General features: G+C 65.6%; 14 protein-coding genes. 8 read left to right on the plus strand and 6 right to left on the minus strand.

The window, feature by feature from the left end; genetic code table 11:
- Positions 1-118: 118 nt before the first annotated feature.
- Positions 119-1,060: a phospholipase BipL gene (bipL, locus tag ACFW0H_RS07095; RefSeq protein ID WP_422913190.1), complete on the plus strand. Its 942-nt coding sequence runs from the start codon at positions 119-121 to the stop codon at positions 1,058-1,060.
- A gap of 161 nt (positions 1,061-1,221) precedes the next feature.
- On the opposite strand, the gene ACFW0H_RS07100 is transcribed toward bipL, so the two are convergent.
- Complete coding sequence (locus tag ACFW0H_RS07100; protein ID WP_422913191.1) at positions 1,222-1,977, minus strand: hypothetical protein; 756 nt, start codon at positions 1,975-1,977, stop codon at positions 1,222-1,224.
- A 203-nt stretch (positions 1,978-2,180) separates the two neighbouring features.
- Here ACFW0H_RS07100 and ACFW0H_RS07105 point away from each other — a divergent pair, with 203 nt between their 5' ends.
- Complete coding sequence (locus ACFW0H_RS07105) at positions 2,181-2,798, plus strand: 2OG-Fe(II) oxygenase (protein ID WP_422913192.1); 618 nt, start codon at positions 2,181-2,183, stop codon at positions 2,796-2,798.
- A 37-nt stretch (positions 2,799-2,835) separates the two neighbouring features.
- A complete protein-coding gene (locus ACFW0H_RS07110; RefSeq protein WP_422913193.1) occupies positions 2,836-3,327 on the plus strand; it encodes a 2-thiouracil desulfurase family protein in 492 nt (163 codons plus the stop codon).
- Between the two features lie 3 nt (positions 3,328-3,330).
- Here ACFW0H_RS07110 and ACFW0H_RS07115 read toward each other — a convergent pair whose 3' ends face one another.
- Positions 3,331-3,864 (minus strand): transporter substrate-binding domain-containing protein, encoded by a 534-nt coding sequence (locus tag ACFW0H_RS07115; protein WP_422913194.1) that lies wholly within the window; start codon positions 3,862-3,864, stop codon positions 3,331-3,333.
- Between the two features lie 127 nt (positions 3,865-3,991).
- On the opposite strand from ACFW0H_RS07115, the gene ACFW0H_RS07120 reads away from it, so the two are divergent.
- Positions 3,992-4,423 (plus strand): DUF4399 domain-containing protein, encoded by a 432-nt coding sequence (locus ACFW0H_RS07120; protein WP_422913195.1) that lies wholly within the window; start codon positions 3,992-3,994, stop codon positions 4,421-4,423.
- A gap of 206 nt (positions 4,424-4,629) precedes the next feature.
- Here ACFW0H_RS07120 and serA read toward each other — a convergent pair whose 3' ends face one another.
- Entirely contained in the window at positions 4,630-5,859 is a 1,230-nt protein-coding gene (gene serA, locus ACFW0H_RS07125) for a phosphoglycerate dehydrogenase (RefSeq protein WP_422913196.1), read from the minus strand.
- A 187-nt stretch (positions 5,860-6,046) separates the two neighbouring features.
- Between serA and ACFW0H_RS07130 the strand changes: the two genes are divergently transcribed.
- From ACFW0H_RS07130 to ACFW0H_RS07145, 4 genes are all read left to right on the plus strand, one after another.
- Positions 6,047-7,438 carry an FAD-binding oxidoreductase gene (locus ACFW0H_RS07130; protein ID WP_422913197.1) on the plus strand — a complete coding sequence of 464 codons (1,392 nt, stop codon included), beginning with the start codon at positions 6,047-6,049 and terminating at the stop codon, positions 7,436-7,438.
- A gap of 63 nt (positions 7,439-7,501) precedes the next feature.
- Positions 7,502-8,167, plus strand: a complete 666-nt coding sequence (locus ACFW0H_RS07135) for a fumarylacetoacetate hydrolase family protein (protein WP_422913198.1) — start codon at positions 7,502-7,504, stop codon at positions 8,165-8,167.
- Between the two features lie 86 nt (positions 8,168-8,253).
- Entirely contained in the window at positions 8,254-9,186 is a 933-nt protein-coding gene (locus ACFW0H_RS07140) for an SdiA-regulated domain-containing protein (protein ID WP_422913199.1), read from the plus strand.
- Between the two features lie 125 nt (positions 9,187-9,311).
- Positions 9,312-9,659: a NirD/YgiW/YdeI family stress tolerance protein gene (locus ACFW0H_RS07145; protein ID WP_422913200.1), complete on the plus strand. Its 348-nt coding sequence runs from the start codon at positions 9,312-9,314 to the stop codon at positions 9,657-9,659.
- Positions 9,660-9,804: 145 nt separating this feature from the next.
- Here the strand turns inward: ACFW0H_RS07145 and ACFW0H_RS07150 are convergent, their stop codons facing one another.
- The 3 genes from ACFW0H_RS07150 to ACFW0H_RS07160 all read right to left on the minus strand — a co-directional run bounded on the left by ACFW0H_RS07150 (position 9,805) and on the right by ACFW0H_RS07160 (position 13,823).
- Positions 9,805-10,836 (minus strand): histone deacetylase family protein, encoded by a 1,032-nt coding sequence (locus ACFW0H_RS07150; RefSeq protein ID WP_422913201.1) that lies wholly within the window; start codon positions 10,834-10,836, stop codon positions 9,805-9,807.
- A gap of 33 nt (positions 10,837-10,869) precedes the next feature.
- Positions 10,870-12,261, minus strand: a complete 1,392-nt coding sequence (locus tag ACFW0H_RS07155) for an APC family permease (protein ID WP_422913202.1) — start codon at positions 12,259-12,261, stop codon at positions 10,870-10,872.
- Positions 12,262-12,779: 518 nt separating this feature from the next.
- On the minus strand, positions 12,780-13,823 hold the full coding sequence (locus tag ACFW0H_RS07160) for an ABC transporter substrate-binding protein (protein ID WP_422913203.1): 1,044 nt from the start codon (positions 13,821-13,823) through the stop codon (positions 12,780-12,782).
- Positions 13,824-13,829 lie beyond the last annotated feature (6 nt).

Consider the following 13,829-nt stretch of genomic DNA (forward strand, 5'->3'; position numbering starts at 1 on the left):
GGACGTTCGTTGCGGGGGCGCGTAGCTTGCCACGTTGCGCCGGGCAGCAGAATATCGGCAGCCGGCCAGGGACCCAGGCGGTCCCGTGGCGATCTCCGCTTCATCCAGGGAAAGCCCGATGTCAGACCACTTCCAGCCCGAACTGCTGCGCTCCTTGCTGCGACCCTTGGCCGCAGGCGCCGCCGACCTGCGCCAGGCGCAGACCTATCGGGCCTTCTACCGGCTGGATTTCTCCACGCGCCATCCGGGCGTTTCGACACGCCTGGGCTGTATCGAAGCGGCCGGCTATACCCTGGTCAGCCAGCTCTGGCTGCCCCCCGAACCCCGCGCCAGCCTGGTGATGCTGCACGGCTACTACGACCACATGGGGCTCTACGGCCATCTGGTGGACTGGGCGCTGGGCATGGGCTATGCAGTGATTGCCTGTGACCTGCCGGGGCACGGGCTGTCCAGCGGAGCTCGGGCCAGCATCGGCGACTTCGCCGAGTACCAGGCCACCCTCGAAGCCCTGCTGGGCGAGGCCGCGTCCCTCGATCTGCCGCGGCCCTGGCATCTGGCGGGGCAGAGCACTGGCGGCGCCATCCTGCTGGACTACCTGCTTAACGGAACGCCGCGCCCGGAGTTGGGTGAGACGCTGCTCTTCGCTCCGTTGGTGCGGCCACGCGCCTGGGGATGGTCGAAGTTCAGCTACCAGCTCCTGCGGCATTTCGTCGAAGGCATTCCGCGCCGCTTCAGCGTCAACTCCGGCGACGCCGCGTTCATCGAGTTCGTCCAGCACAAGGACCCGCTGCAACCGCAGACCCTGCCCACCGCCTGGGTCGGCGCCCTGGCGCGCTGGGTGCCGCGTATCGAAAAGGCGCGGCGCAGCACCAGGCGCCCCCTGGTGATCCAGGGCGATGGCGACATGACGGTGGACTGGCAGCACAACCTGCGAGTGCTGGAGGAGAAGTTCGACCGGCCGGAGGTGCTGATGCTGCAAGGGGCCGGGCACCATCTGGTGAACGAGGTGCCGGCCTACCGGGAGCGGTATTTCGGGTTCCTGCGGGAGCGGTTGGGGTAGGGATTCAGCCGCTCTTCGCGAATGAATTCGCTCCTACAGGTCCTGCTCCATCGGCCGTGTAGGGTGGATAGCGCTTTTCTATCCACCAGCAAGTCGTGCAAGACACCGAGGGTGGAAATCCCCAAAGGGATTTCCACCCTGCGGAGACAGTGCTCGACGGCTCAGAGGCCCTGCTGTGCGGAGGCGTCCTGGCCGACGGCGAGGCCGGCGCGCACGGCGGCCAGCGCGGCCTGGTAGTAGGCCTTGCCGTCAGCCGACTCGGCGAAGGTGACGAACTCTTCCAGCTCCGGATCGGACAGGTCGCGATAGACATAGAGCAGGGTGTTGTCGAGGTCGTTGCCGATCTGCTCCATCAGGCGCTGGCGCTGGCCGTCGATCATGCCCTGCGCGCTGCCGCCGCTCAGCAGGCCGGGAAGCATCTGGCTCAGGCTGTCGGCGGCGACTCCGGCCAGGGCCAGGCTGACTTCGGCACCGGCCTCGCGGGCCGGGATGGCCTGGGCCAGGTGGCGGATCAGCAGGCGGCGGGTGGCGTCGGCCTCGATGCGCGGCAGGCCGTTGGCGTGCTTGGCCAACTGGTCGCGGCGGGTGGCCAGGGTTTCGGCGGCGATGATCTTGCGCCCCAGGGGCGACTGGAAGAAGGCCAGGGCCGGGTGCGGATCGTTCAGCTGGCCACGCAGGGCGGTCTGGGCGCGCTGGTCGATGGCCTGGGGCTGGAAGCGCCGGTTGCTGTTCTCCACCAGCGCCTGGTAGACCGCCGGCGGCAGAGTCTTCTGGTAGCGCTGCTGGGCCGCGATGAGTGCGTCATTGAAGTGGGCGCGCTGTTCCGACCAGCCGGCCACCTGGTAGAGGTTGCTGTGGTCATCGGCCAGGGCGGGAAGTCCGAGGAACAGGAGGGTGGCGGCGAAGAGCAGGCGCATGGAGTCTCCTTGGTAACGCAGTCCGCTGTTCGTATCGGACCCACTCGTACGGCATCGGTTCGGCGGGGCAAAGCGGTGGCGGGCGGGCAGTGCGGGGTTGAGCGTGCGGCTATTCTCTGCGGACTCGGGCGTTATTGTCGAGGCTTAGGAAGTGGCCTCAATTCATGTAGGAACAATCCTGCGCGCTGGTAGAATGCGCCATCATGAATGCACCTGCCGAATCCCTACAACTCGCTTCGATCGTCGACGATCTGGCCAACCGGGGCTGGTCCCATCAGCGCCTCGCGCTGCCCGTCGAACTCAGCTGCGCCTTGGCCGGGGAGTGCCGTTCCCGCGCCGCCGCCGGGAACCTGGCACCGGCCTCCGTGGGCCGTGGCGACGGCCAGCAGATTCTCGAAGGGGTGCGCGGAGACCGCATCCACTGGCTGGAGCGTGGCCAGTCGGCCGCCAGCGATGCTTACCTGGATCTGATGGACGAACTGCGCCAGCGGCTCAACCGCGAACTCTTTCTGGGGCTGGAGGACTTCGAGTGCCACTTCGCCCTGTATCCCCCGGGTGCCTTCTACCAGAAGCACCTGGACCGCTTCCGCGACGACGATCGTCGCGCGGTGTCGGTGGTGGCCTACCTGAATACCGACTGGCAGCCGGAGCAGGGCGGCGCGCTGCGCCTGCACCTGGAGCGGGGCGAACACGATGTGCTGCCCGAGGGCGGTAGCCTGGTGGTGTTCCTGTCCGCCAATCTGCCCCACGAGGTACTGCCGGCGAACCGTGAGCGCCTGTCCCTGACGGGCTGGTTTCGCCGGCGCGGCGGCCCCCTCTAGAGTTTTGCCACGATCCGGCGCCCCTTTGGAGATGACGATGCAGAAGATCCTGGTCAGCCGTTGCCTGCTCGGGCAGCCAGTGCGTTATGACGGCGGCGCCCACGGTCCGTTCGACCTGCTGGCCCGCTGGCAGGCGGAGGGGCGCGTCGTGCCGCTCTGCCCCGAAGTGGCTGGCGGCCTGCCGACGCCGCGGGCGCCGGCGGAGATTCCCGGCGGCCGGGGCGCTGGCGTGCTGGACGGCGAGCTGCCGGTGCTCACCGACGACGGCCAGGACGTAACCGCCGAGTTCGTCGCCGGGGCGCGCATCGCCCTGGAACTGGTAGCCGCCCACGGTATCCGCATTGCCCTGCTGAAGGCGCGCAGCCCCTCCTGCGGTAACCGCGAGAACTACGACGGCAGCTTCAGCGGCACCCGCGTCGCGGGCGAGGGGGTGACCGCCGCGGCCCTGCGCCGCGCCGGCGTGGAAGTGTTCAGCGAGGAAGAGCTGGCCGAGGCGGCGGCACGCCTGGCCGAGCTGGAGGCCGGCTGAGGCTCAGCGCGAGGCCGCGGCCGGCTGGCTGAGGTCCTTGCCCAGCCACTGCTGCGACAGCTCGCCCAGCCGCCCTTCGGACTTCAGCTTGTCGAGGGCGCGGTTAAGGGTGTCGCGGAAAGCCGGGTTGCCCTTCTGGAAGGGGATCGCCATGGGCTGCGTCACGCCGTTGTCGCCTTCGGCCTCGGCCAGCGGGAAAGCGTAGGGCTCGCTGAATTCCAGGGCGCCCTGGCCCTGGGGTGCGGCTCCGAGCTGGTCCAGGGCGATGTCGTAGCGGCCGGCCTGGAGGCCCTCCAGCAGCTTGCCATCTTCTGCTACCACGAAGTCCGCATCGACATTCAGCTCCGCTGCCAGGGCACGGCCCAACTCCACTTCGAAACCGGTCAGTTTGCCGTCCTCGCGGTAGCTGTAGGGCGGATTGTTCTCCTCCAGGGCGATGCGCAGGCTGCCGCGTTCCCAGATGTCGTCGAGCAGTTCGGCCTGGGCCAGGGGGCTCAGCAGGGCGAACAGGGCGGGCAGGCAGTACAGCAGGCGCATGGGGGACTTCCTCGATTTTTCATGGTTTTTCGGCAGGCGCGGGTAGAACGCCTTGCTCGGACAGCAAGTGAACCTAACTGGTTGCATAGGGTCTGGTCTTTGGCTCACAAAAACATGGAGATGTGTCATGAGGAATCTGTATTGCCTGAGCCTGGGCGCCCTGCTGCTTGGCGCCACCACCGCCACCCTGGCGGCCGTTCCGCGTACTTTGGCGCCCGAGGGCGCGCAGGTGTACGTCATCGAGCCGGCTGACGGCGCCACCGTCGGCCAGACCTTCACCGTCAAGTTCGGCCTCAAGGGCATGGGGGTCGCGCCGGCCGGCGTCGATGCGCCTGCCACCGGCCACCACCACCTGCTGATCAACCTGGATGAGCAGCCGGCGATGGACATGCCGCTGCCCATGACCGACAACATCCGTCACTTCGGCAAGGGCCAGACCGAAACCGAGGTCACCCTGCCGCCGGGCAAGCACACCCTGCAGTTGCTGGTGGGCGACAAGAACCACGTACCGCTGGACCCGCCGGTGGTTTCGGACCAGATCACCATCACGGTGAAGTGACCCGAAACCCGCCCGGCTGAGTCCGGGCCATGAAAAAGGGAGGCCAAGGCCTCCCTTTTTTCGTTTCCAACTCAGTCGTCCTCAAGGGCTCGCGAGCTAGAGCGAGACAAGGCGGAAACAGCCGAGGAGCGCGGAGTTTACGTTTGTAAATGAGCACTCCGAGGCTGTTTCCAACGCAGTATCGCCGACGCGCAGCAGCCCTTGACTTAGAACAGGACGCGGCTGCGGATGGTGCCGTGCACCTGCTGCAGCTTCTCGAGGGCGAGGTCCGAGTAGTCGGCGTCGACGTCGATCACCACGTAGCCGACCTTCTCGTCGGTCTGCAGGTACTGGCCGGAGATGTTGATGCCGTTGTCGGCGAACACCTTGTTGATCTCGCTCATCACGCCCGGCACGTTCTGGTGGATGTGCAGCAGGCGGTGCTTGCCCGGGTGCGACGGCAGGGCCACTTCGGGGAAGTTGACCGAAGACACCGAGGTACCGTTGTCGCTGTACTTGACCAGCTTCTCGGCCACTTCCAGACCGATGTTGGCCTGGGCCTCGGCGGTGGAACCACCGATGTGCGGGGTCAGGATCACGCGGTCCAGGCCACGCAGCGGGCTGGCGAACTCCTCGTCGTTGGACTTGGGCTCGACCGGGAACACGTCGATGGCGGCGCCGATCAGGTGCTCGTCCTTGATGGCTTCGGCCAGGGCGTCCAGCTTGACCACGGTGCCGCGCGCGGCGTTGATCAGGATGCCGCCCGGCTTGATGGCGCGGATTTCCTTCTCGCCGATCATCCACTGGGTGGACGGCAGTTCCGGCACGTGCAGGGAGACGATGTCGGACATGCCCAGCAGCTCGTGCAGATTGCCCACCTGGGTGGCGTTGCCCAGCGGCAGCTTGGTCACGGTGTCATAGAAGAACACCTGCATCCCCAAGGCTTCGGCCAGTACCGAGAGCTGGGTGCCGATGGAGCCGTAGCCAACGATACCCAGCTTCTTGCCGCGGATTTCGAAGGAGTTGGCTGCGGACTTGATCCAGCCGCCGCGGTGGCAGGAGGCGTTCTTCTCCGGAATGCCGCGCAGCAGCAGGATGGCTTCGGCCAGCACCAGCTCGGCGACCGAGCGGGTGTTGGAATAGGGGGCGTTGAACACGGCGATACCGCGCTCGCGAGCGGCTGCCAGATTGACCTGGTTGGTGCCGATGCAGAAGCAGCCGACGGCGATGAGCTTCTTGGCGCAGTCGAACACCTCTTCGGTGAGCTGGGTGCGCGAGCGGATGCCGATGAAATGGGCGTCGGCGATCTTTTCCTTCAGTTCGTCACCCGAGAGGGCGCCCTTGAGGTACTCGATGTTGGTGTAACCGGCGGCCTTCAGGGTGTCCACGGCGTTCTGGTGGACGCCTTCGAGGAGAAGGAACTTGATCTTGCTCTTTTCGAGAGAGGTCTTGCTCATCTGCGTACCTATGTATCCCGGTAAAAATGACAGAAGCGGGCCGTGGGGGGACTTGGCTGCTACCCGGAAAATCGGCTGCAGCGCACGATTCGCGGGGTGCGTATGCTAGCATGATCTCCTTTTCCCTTGCTCGGTTGCGACCTGAATCGTTCTCAGGGCGACCATGAATGATTTGAGAGTTCCGCTGATGACCAACGCTGCCCTGATCGAAGAGCTGAAGACCCTTGTCGAGCCCGGCAAGGTCCTGACCGACGCCGCGTCCCTGGACGCCTACGGCAAGGACTGGACCAAGCATTTCGCCCCCGCGCCGAGTGCCATCGTCTTCCCCAAGAGCATCGAGCAGGTGCAGGCCATCGTCCGCTGGGCCAACCAGCACAAGGTGGCGCTGGTGCCGTCCGGCGGCCGTACCGGCCTGTCCGCCGCGGCGGTTGCCGCCAACGGCGAGGTGGTGGTCGCCTTCGACTACATGAACCAGATCCTCGAATTCAACGAATTCGACCGCACCGTGGTCTGCCAGCCGGGCGTGGTCACCGAGCAGCTGCAGAACTTCGCCGAGGACAAGGGCCTGTACTACCCGGTGGACTTCGCTTCCGCAGGTTCCAGCCAGATTGGTGGCAATATCGGCACCAATGCCGGTGGGATCAAGGTGATCCGCTACGGCATGACCCGTAACTGGGTGGCTGGCCTCAAGGTGGTCACCGGCGCCGGGGACGTGCTGGAGCTGAACAAGGACCTGATCAAGAACGCCACCGGCTACGACCTGCGCCAGCTGTTCATCGGCGCCGAAGGCACCCTGGGCTTCGTGGTCGAGGCCACCATGCGCCTGGACCGCGCGCCGAAGAACCTCACCGCCATGGTCCTCGGCTCGCCGGACCTGGATTCCATCATGCCGGTGCTGCATGCCTTCCAGAGCAAGCTGGACCTGACCGCCTTCGAATTCTTCTCCGACAAGGCCATGGCCAAGGTCCTGGCCCGTGGCGACGTGCCGGCGCCGTTCGAGACCGACTGCCCCTTCTATGCGTTGCTGGAGTTCGAAGCCGCCAGCGAAGAGGTCGCTAACGACGCCCTCGCTACCTTCGAGCACTGCGTCGAGCAGGGCTGGGTGCTGGACGGGGTGATGAGCCAGAGCGAGCAGCAGCTGCAGAACCTGTGGAAGCTGCGCGAGTACATCTCCGAGACCATCTCCCACTGGACTCCGTACAAGAACGACATCTCGGTCACCGTCTCCAGGGTGCCGGCCTTCCTGCACGACATCGACGCCATCGTCGAAGCCAACTACCCGGACTTCGAAGTGGTCTGGTTCGGCCATATCGGCGACGGCAACCTGCACCTGAACATCCTCAAGCCGGAGAACCTGTCCAAGGACGAGTTCTTCGCCAAGTGCGCCACCGTGAACAAGTGGGTGTTCGAGACGGTACAGAAGTACAACGGCTCGATTTCCGCCGAACACGGCGTGGGCATGACCAAGCGTGATTACCTCGGCTACAGCCGGTCGGAGCCGGAGATCGCGGTGATGAAGGCGATCAAGGCGGTGTTCGATCCGAACGGGATCATGAACCCCGGCAAAATCTTCAATTGAGCGGACAGGCGGTGGAGCGATCCACCGCCTGTTTTGCATGGATAGCGTTTCAGGAGTCGGTCAATGAGCTACCAGCACCAGTACGTCGATGGCACCCCGATCCACTATGCCCTGGGCAAGGTGGTCTGCGTCGGCCGCAACTACGCCGAACACGCCAGGGAGCTGAACAACCCCGTGCCCACCGAGCCCCTGCTGTTCATCAAGCCGGGTTCCTGCGTGGTGCCCCTGGTCGGTGGCTTCAGCATTCCCCTGGACCGTGGTGCGGTGCACTACGAGGCGGAAATTGCCGTGCTGATCGGCAAGCCGCTGTCGCGCCACCCTGATGAAGAGGAAGTGCGCGACGCCATCTCCGGCTTCGCCCCGGCCCTGGACCTGACCTTGCGCGATGTGCAGGCGAAGCTGAAGGAAAAGGGCCTGCCCTGGGAGATTTCCAAATCCTTCGACGGCGCCTGCGTGCTGGCACCCTTCGTGCCGGGTGATGCCCCGGAGCAGCTGGACGACATCGGCATTCGCCTGACCATCAATGGCGAAGTCCGCCAGGACGGCAACAGCCGCGACATGCTCAATGCCATCCTGCCGCTGATCCAGCACATGGCCGGCCATTTCAGCCTGCAGCCGGGCGACGTCATCCTCACGGGCACTCCGGTGGGCGTCGGTCCGCTGAACCAGGGCGACGAGCTGGTACTGGAACTGGTGGGCCACAGCGCCTTCGAAAGCCGGGTCATCTGATCCGGCCGACCGGCGGGGGAAAGTTTTACGGAACTTTCACTGGCATTTCGCTATCTTCTTCCGACCCCATCGTCGAGTAGTATCCGATGCCGTTTCGCCTCCCTCTGTTCATCCGCCGCCGTCGGTTGCTGCTGGGCCTGGTCGCCGCCATCGCCGGTACCACTGCTCTCACTCGCTACATGCACTGGGACGACCGCGCCCTGGTCTGGCTGAGCGAGCAGCAGCTGACCCAGGAGCAGCGTGCCAACAGCATCTGGTTGCCGGGCTACAAGGCGGTGCTGCAGGGCAAACCGCTGGCGGGCCTGGAGAACGACGAAACCTCGGACCTGGCCTACAACCCGGTCACCGGGACCCTGTTCACCGTCACTGGAAAGTCGCCGACCCTGGTGGAGCTGAGCCGTGAGGGCGAGGTGCTGCGCAAGATACCGCTGAAGGGCTTTTCCAACCCCGAGGGGGTGGCGGTGCTGGAAGGCGGCCATGTCGCGGTGACCGACGAGCGCCGCCGGACCCTGTCGATCTTCGAGCTGGACCCGCAGACCCGCGAGCTCACCGCCGGCAGCACACCGGAGTTCGACCTCGGCTTCCCTGATTCCGGCAACAAGGGCTTCGAAGGCATCGCCTGGGACCCGGCCAAGGGGCGGTTGATCCTTGGCAAGGAGCGTAGCCCGGTGGCGCTGTTCAGCCTTGGCAGCGATGGCAATGACGCCCTGGATGAAGTGCTGCGTCCGTTGCCCAGCTACGGCCTGGGCATGCGCAATCTCTCGGCCCTCAGCGTCGACCCGCGTACCGGCCACCTGCTGGTGCTGTCCGCCCAGTCCAACCTGCTGCTGGAGCTGGACGAGCAGGGCGAGCCGGTCAGCTTCATCAGCCTGCTCGGCGGCATGAACGGCCTGGAGAGCCGCATCCCCCGCGCCGAAGGCGTGGCGATGGATGAGAGCGGGGATATCTACGTGATCAGCGAGCCGAACCTGTTCTACGTGTTCCGCAAGGAACTGGTGGCCAGCGCCGATAACGGCTGAGGTGCGGGCCCGGTAGGGAAAAGCGACGGCCCCCCGTTAAGTTTCGCTTAAGGCGCTTTTAAGCCTCGTTTCAGCCGGCCGTCCTAGCCTGATCCCGTCTTCCACAAGCACACGGGATCACCTCCATGAAAGCCCAATACCTCGCCCTGCTGGCCGTTCCGCTGTTCTCCACCGCCGTCATGGCCAGCAGCTACACCGGCCCTGGCGCTACCACTCAACTCAGCACCGTCGCTGCCGCCCTGGAAGCCGCTGACGATGCTCCGGTCGTGCTCCAGGGCCAGATCGTCAAGCGCATCAAGGGCGATACCTACGAATTCAAGGACGCCACCGGCACCATCAAGGTGGAAATCGATGACGAAGACTGGCCGCCGCAGTCCATCGACGACAAGGCCACCGTCAAGCTGACCGGCGAAGTGGACCGCGACCTGATGGGCCGGGAGGTGGATGTGGAGCTCGTTGAGCGGGTGAACTGAGCCCTATGGCGCAGATCATCGCTCGGGACCTGTAGGGGCGAATTTATTCGCCAAGGGCTGCAACGCAGCCCCCTGCGGGGTTCCCGGGCAGACCTGCGGCCTGCTTGGCGAATGAATTCGCCCCTACAACGATAGGGCCAAGGCCCTAGGCCACACTTTCAAACCCCTGCAGCACATTGATCGCGTTGATGCCGATCTCCTCCACCGCATAACCCCCTTCCATCACGAACAGCGTCTGCAGGCCGAGCTTGCCGATGATCTCGCCCATGCGCAGGTAGTCCGGGCTGTCCAGCTTGAACTGCGAGATGGGGTCTTCCTTGAAGGTGTCCACCCCCAGCGACACCACCAGCGCGTCCGGCGCGTACTCGGCGATCTGCCGGCAGGCATCCAGCAGGGCCAGGCTCCAGACGGACCAGTCGCTGCCCGAAGCCAGCGGGTAGTTGAAGTTGAAGCCGGCCCCGGCGCCCACCCCCTTCTCGTCGGCGAAGCCTAGGAAGTAGGGGTATTCGAAGCGCGGATCGCCGTGGATCGAGGTGAAGAGCACGTCGGCACGGTCGTAGAAGATGTCCTGGGTGCCGTTGCCATGGTGGTAGTCCACGTCGAGCACCGCGATGCGTTTTGCGCCGGCGTCCAGCATGGCCTGCACGGCGATGGCCGCGTTGTTCAGGTAGCAGTAGCCGCCCATGTAGTCGGCGGCGGCGTGGTGGCCCGGCGGGCGGCACAGGGAGAACACGCCACGGGCGCCCTTGCGCAACTCGGCCTGGCCGGTGAGGGCGACGTTGGCCGAACTGGTGATGGCCTGCCAGGTGCCGGCGGTGATAGGCGCGCCGGCGTCGAAGGAGTAGTAGCCCAGGCGGCCGTCGATATCGGTGGGCTCCACCTGGCGCAGGCGCCGGGTCGGCCAGGCGATGGGCAGCATGTCGTGGCTGCGGCCCTTGGCCTGCCAGTCGCTCCAGGCGTTCTGCAGGAAGTTGACGAACCCCTCGCTGTGCACCCGCAGGATGGGTGACAGGCCGAAATCGGTGGGCGCCTGGACGGCCCCCAGTTTCACTGCCTTGGCCCGGTCCAGCACCATGTCGGCGCGGCTCGGCTTCTCGAAGCAGGGGGTGAACTGGCCACCGATCAGCTCATGCTTGCCGTGGTGCAGGTGGTGGTCGTCGGAATAGATCGTCAGCATCGGCGTCTCCTTTCGGCTAGCGGATCATCGGGTTCATTCGTGCTCGGAAAACTGCACCTGGGGCGCTGGGCGGCGGAAGCCGCCGGTCTGCGCCGCCAGGTAGGCCAGGCCGATGGCGAACCAGCCGAGGCCGATGGCCAGGGTCAGGGCCGAGAGGCTGGTCCAGAGCCAGGCGATCAGGGCGAAGCCGACCAGCGGCACCAGGCCGTAGCGCAGCAGGTCGCCGCTCTGGCGCGGGCGGCCATCGAACAGGTAGGTGCGGATCACCGCCAGGTTCACCGCGGAGAAGGCCACCAGGGCGCCGAAGCTGATCATCGACGCCAGGGTGGCGAGGTCGATGACCACCGCCAGCAGCGACACCACGGAGACGATCAGGATGGCCACGGTCGGGGTCTGGAATCGTCCCGACAGGGTGCCGAACAGGCGCCGTGGCAGGATGCCGTCGCGGCCCATGCTGTAGAGGATGCGCGACACCGAGGCCTGGGAGGCCAGGGCCGAACCCGCCGCGCCAGCCACGTAGGTGGCGGTGAAGAAGGCAGCGAGGAATTGGCCGCCGGCCTTCAGCATCACTTCGTTGGCGGCGGCGTCCACGTCCTGGAAGGTGGTGCCGGGGAATACCAGCTGGGCGACCAGCGCCAGGACGAAGAACAGCACACCGGCACCCACGGTGGTGATGACAATGGCGCGCGGGATGTCGCGTTTCGGGTCGCGGGCCTCCTCGGCCAGGGTGGAGACCGCGTCGAAGCCGAGGAAGGACAGGCAGAGCACGGCGGCACCGGCCATCAGGGGTGCCAGGCCCGGCTGGCTGCCGTCGCCGATGAAGGGCGCGGTGAAGTCGATGGGGGCGCCGAACAGGTTCTTGCCGGCCAAGGCAATGAACACCAGGACGAAGATCACCTGGGCGGTGACGATCAGGTTGCTCATGCCCGACACCGAGCTGATGCCGAGGATGTTCAGCACCGTCACCAGGGCGATGGAGCCGACCACGAAGACCCAGGCCGGCACCTCGGGAAAGGCGATGTTGAGGAACAGGCCGATCACCAGGTAGTTGATCATCGGCAGGAACAGGTAATCGAGCAGCAGCGACCAGCCGGCGAGAAAGCCCACGCCGGGGCCGAAGCTCAGGCTGGTGTAGGAGTACGCCGAGCCTGCGATCGGGTAGCGGCGGACCATGTAGCTGTAGGACAGGGCGGTGAAGATCATCGCCAGCAGGGTCACCACGTAGGCCAGGGCGGTGCGCCCGCCGGTCATCTCGGTGACCACGCCGTAGGTGGTGAAGATGGTCAGCGGCACCATGTAGACCAGGCCGAAGAACACCAGGGCGGGCAGCCCGAGTATCCGGCGCAGTGCCGTGCCCTGGGCGCTGTGGGTGTATTCGTTCGGCAGGCTGCCGCGAGTGCTGAAGTTGGCGGAAGGGGTGGCCATTGTTCTTCTCTCCGGTTTACTGCGCGCCGCTGGGCGGCGCCTGGGTCGCGTTGCGAGCCATCCGTACGCGTGCGAGGCCGGGTCCGTTGCGCATCCGGCTGTGCGCGGGCAGTCAGTAAGGGGGGAGGCGGGGTGTCCGCTGGAAGGACGGCGGAAGGGCGGTGTGAAGCGTAAGCGCACGGGACATCTTCATATCTCTCTAGCGATTGTTCTTGTTCGATCGGCCTCGTTCGAGCGGGCCGTGATTCGCCTGGCGCTTCGATTCTGTCAGCGCCGCCCCGGGGGCAGAACCCTGCAAAGGGTCAAAAAGGGATTGAAGTGGCCAACTTGAATGGCCGGTTGGTGGGGTGGGGTGCGCCGTGCGCACCGGAAGTTCCGCGCGAACTGACCGGTACGGGTCTGGTCGGTTCGTAGGATGTGGTGGAGCGCAGCGATACCCATCGACGATGGTGATGGGTATCGCAAGCTCCACCCATCCTACGGATTGCTTCGGCGCTCCTGGTGGGACGCGTGTCTGCTTATTTCTTCAGCTTGGTCCACACCTTGCTGCGCAGGGACAGGGCCTTGGGCGAGCAGAGCTTGAAGGTCTTCAGGCGGTCGAGCTTGTCCTGCGGGGTGTTGATCGCCGGGTCGTCGAACAGCTCCTTCTCCATGAACTTGTCCGAGCCGTCGATGGCGTTGTTGTACTTGGCGAAGTTGGAAGCGGCGGCGATGTTCTCCGGCAGCATCATCCAGTTGATGAAGGCGTGGGCTTCCTCGACGTTCACCGCGTCCTTGGGGATCACCAGGTTGTCGATGAAGACGTGGATGCCTTCCTTCGGATAGACGTAGACCAGACTGTCGCGCTGGGCGTGGGCGCGGTGGAAGGCGCCGTTCCACTGCTGGTGCATGGCCACTTCGCCGGCGGCCATGCGCTCGATGGTGCCGTCGCTGTTGTACATGGCCAGCAGCGGCTTCTGCGCCAGCAACAGGTCCTGGATCTTCTTCGCGTCCTTCGGGTCCTCGGTGCACTGGTCGATGGACAGGTAGTGGGATGCGGCGATGTAGAGGTCCTCGATGGAATTGAGCGCCACCACCTTGCCCTTCAGTTCCGGCGCCGGCTCGAAGAAGGGTTTCCAGCTCTCGTCGAGCTTGCCGCCGGGCACCTGCTTGCTGTCGTAGCTGTAGCCGGTGGTCCCCCAGAGGTAGGGCACGCTGTAGTCGTGGCCGGGGTCGAAGCCGAGCGTCTGGAAGTTGGGCTTGAGGTTCTTCAGGTTGGGCAGCTTGGACTTGTCGAACTTCTGCAGCAGGCCGTCGCCGACCATGATCTGGATGAAGCTGTCCGACGGCACCACCACGTCGTAGGCGCCGCCGCCGGCCTTGAGCTTGGCCAGCAGGGTCTCGTTGCTGTCGTAGGCGTCCAGGGTGGCTTTGATGCCGGTGTCCTTCTCGAACTTCTTCAGCAGCTCCGGCGGGTAGTAGTCCGACCAGTTGGCGAAGTGCAGGGTCCCTGCGGCCTGGGCGGAACCGGCCAGGCCGGTGGCGAGCAGGATGGCGAGCGCAAGCGGGGTACGACGGGTCATGGTCAA

The organism is Metapseudomonas cellulosilytica, from assembly GCF_049334135.1.
In the GTDB taxonomy this organism is placed as follows: Bacteria; Pseudomonadota; Gammaproteobacteria; order Pseudomonadales; family Pseudomonadaceae; genus Metapseudomonas.

Coding starts and splice junctions, on each gene's coding strand:
- ACFW0H_RS07150 (WP_422913201.1), bottom strand. CDS start 10,836: ATGCTGACGATCTATTCCGACGACCACCACCTGCACCACGGCAAGCAT.
- ACFW0H_RS07110 (WP_422913193.1), top strand. CDS start 2,836: ATGCAGAAGATCCTGGTCAGCCGTTGCCTGCTCGGGCAGCCAGTGCGT.
- ACFW0H_RS07145 (WP_422913200.1), top strand. CDS start 9,312: ATGAAAGCCCAATACCTCGCCCTGCTGGCCGTTCCGCTGTTCTCCACC.
- ACFW0H_RS07115 (WP_422913194.1), bottom strand. CDS start 3,864: ATGCGCCTGCTGTACTGCCTGCCCGCCCTGTTCGCCCTGCTGAGCCCC.
- ACFW0H_RS07105 (WP_422913192.1), top strand. CDS start 2,181: ATGAATGCACCTGCCGAATCCCTACAACTCGCTTCGATCGTCGACGAT.
- serA (WP_422913196.1), bottom strand. CDS start 5,859: ATGAGCAAGACCTCTCTCGAAAAGAGCAAGATCAAGTTCCTTCTCCTC.
- ACFW0H_RS07140 (WP_422913199.1), top strand. CDS start 8,254: ATGCCGTTTCGCCTCCCTCTGTTCATCCGCCGCCGTCGGTTGCTGCTG.
- ACFW0H_RS07130 (WP_422913197.1), top strand. CDS start 6,047: ATGACCAACGCTGCCCTGATCGAAGAGCTGAAGACCCTTGTCGAGCCC.
- ACFW0H_RS07160 (WP_422913203.1), bottom strand. CDS start 13,823: ATGACCCGTCGTACCCCGCTTGCGCTCGCCATCCTGCTCGCCACCGGC.
- ACFW0H_RS07100 (WP_422913191.1), bottom strand. CDS start 1,977: ATGCGCCTGCTCTTCGCCGCCACCCTCCTGTTCCTCGGACTTCCCGCC.
- ACFW0H_RS07155 (WP_422913202.1), bottom strand. CDS start 12,261: ATGGCCACCCCTTCCGCCAACTTCAGCACTCGCGGCAGCCTGCCGAAC.
- ACFW0H_RS07120 (WP_422913195.1), top strand. CDS start 3,992: ATGAGGAATCTGTATTGCCTGAGCCTGGGCGCCCTGCTGCTTGGCGCC.
- bipL (WP_422913190.1), top strand. CDS start 119: ATGTCAGACCACTTCCAGCCCGAACTGCTGCGCTCCTTGCTGCGACCC.
- ACFW0H_RS07135 (WP_422913198.1), top strand. CDS start 7,502: ATGAGCTACCAGCACCAGTACGTCGATGGCACCCCGATCCACTATGCC.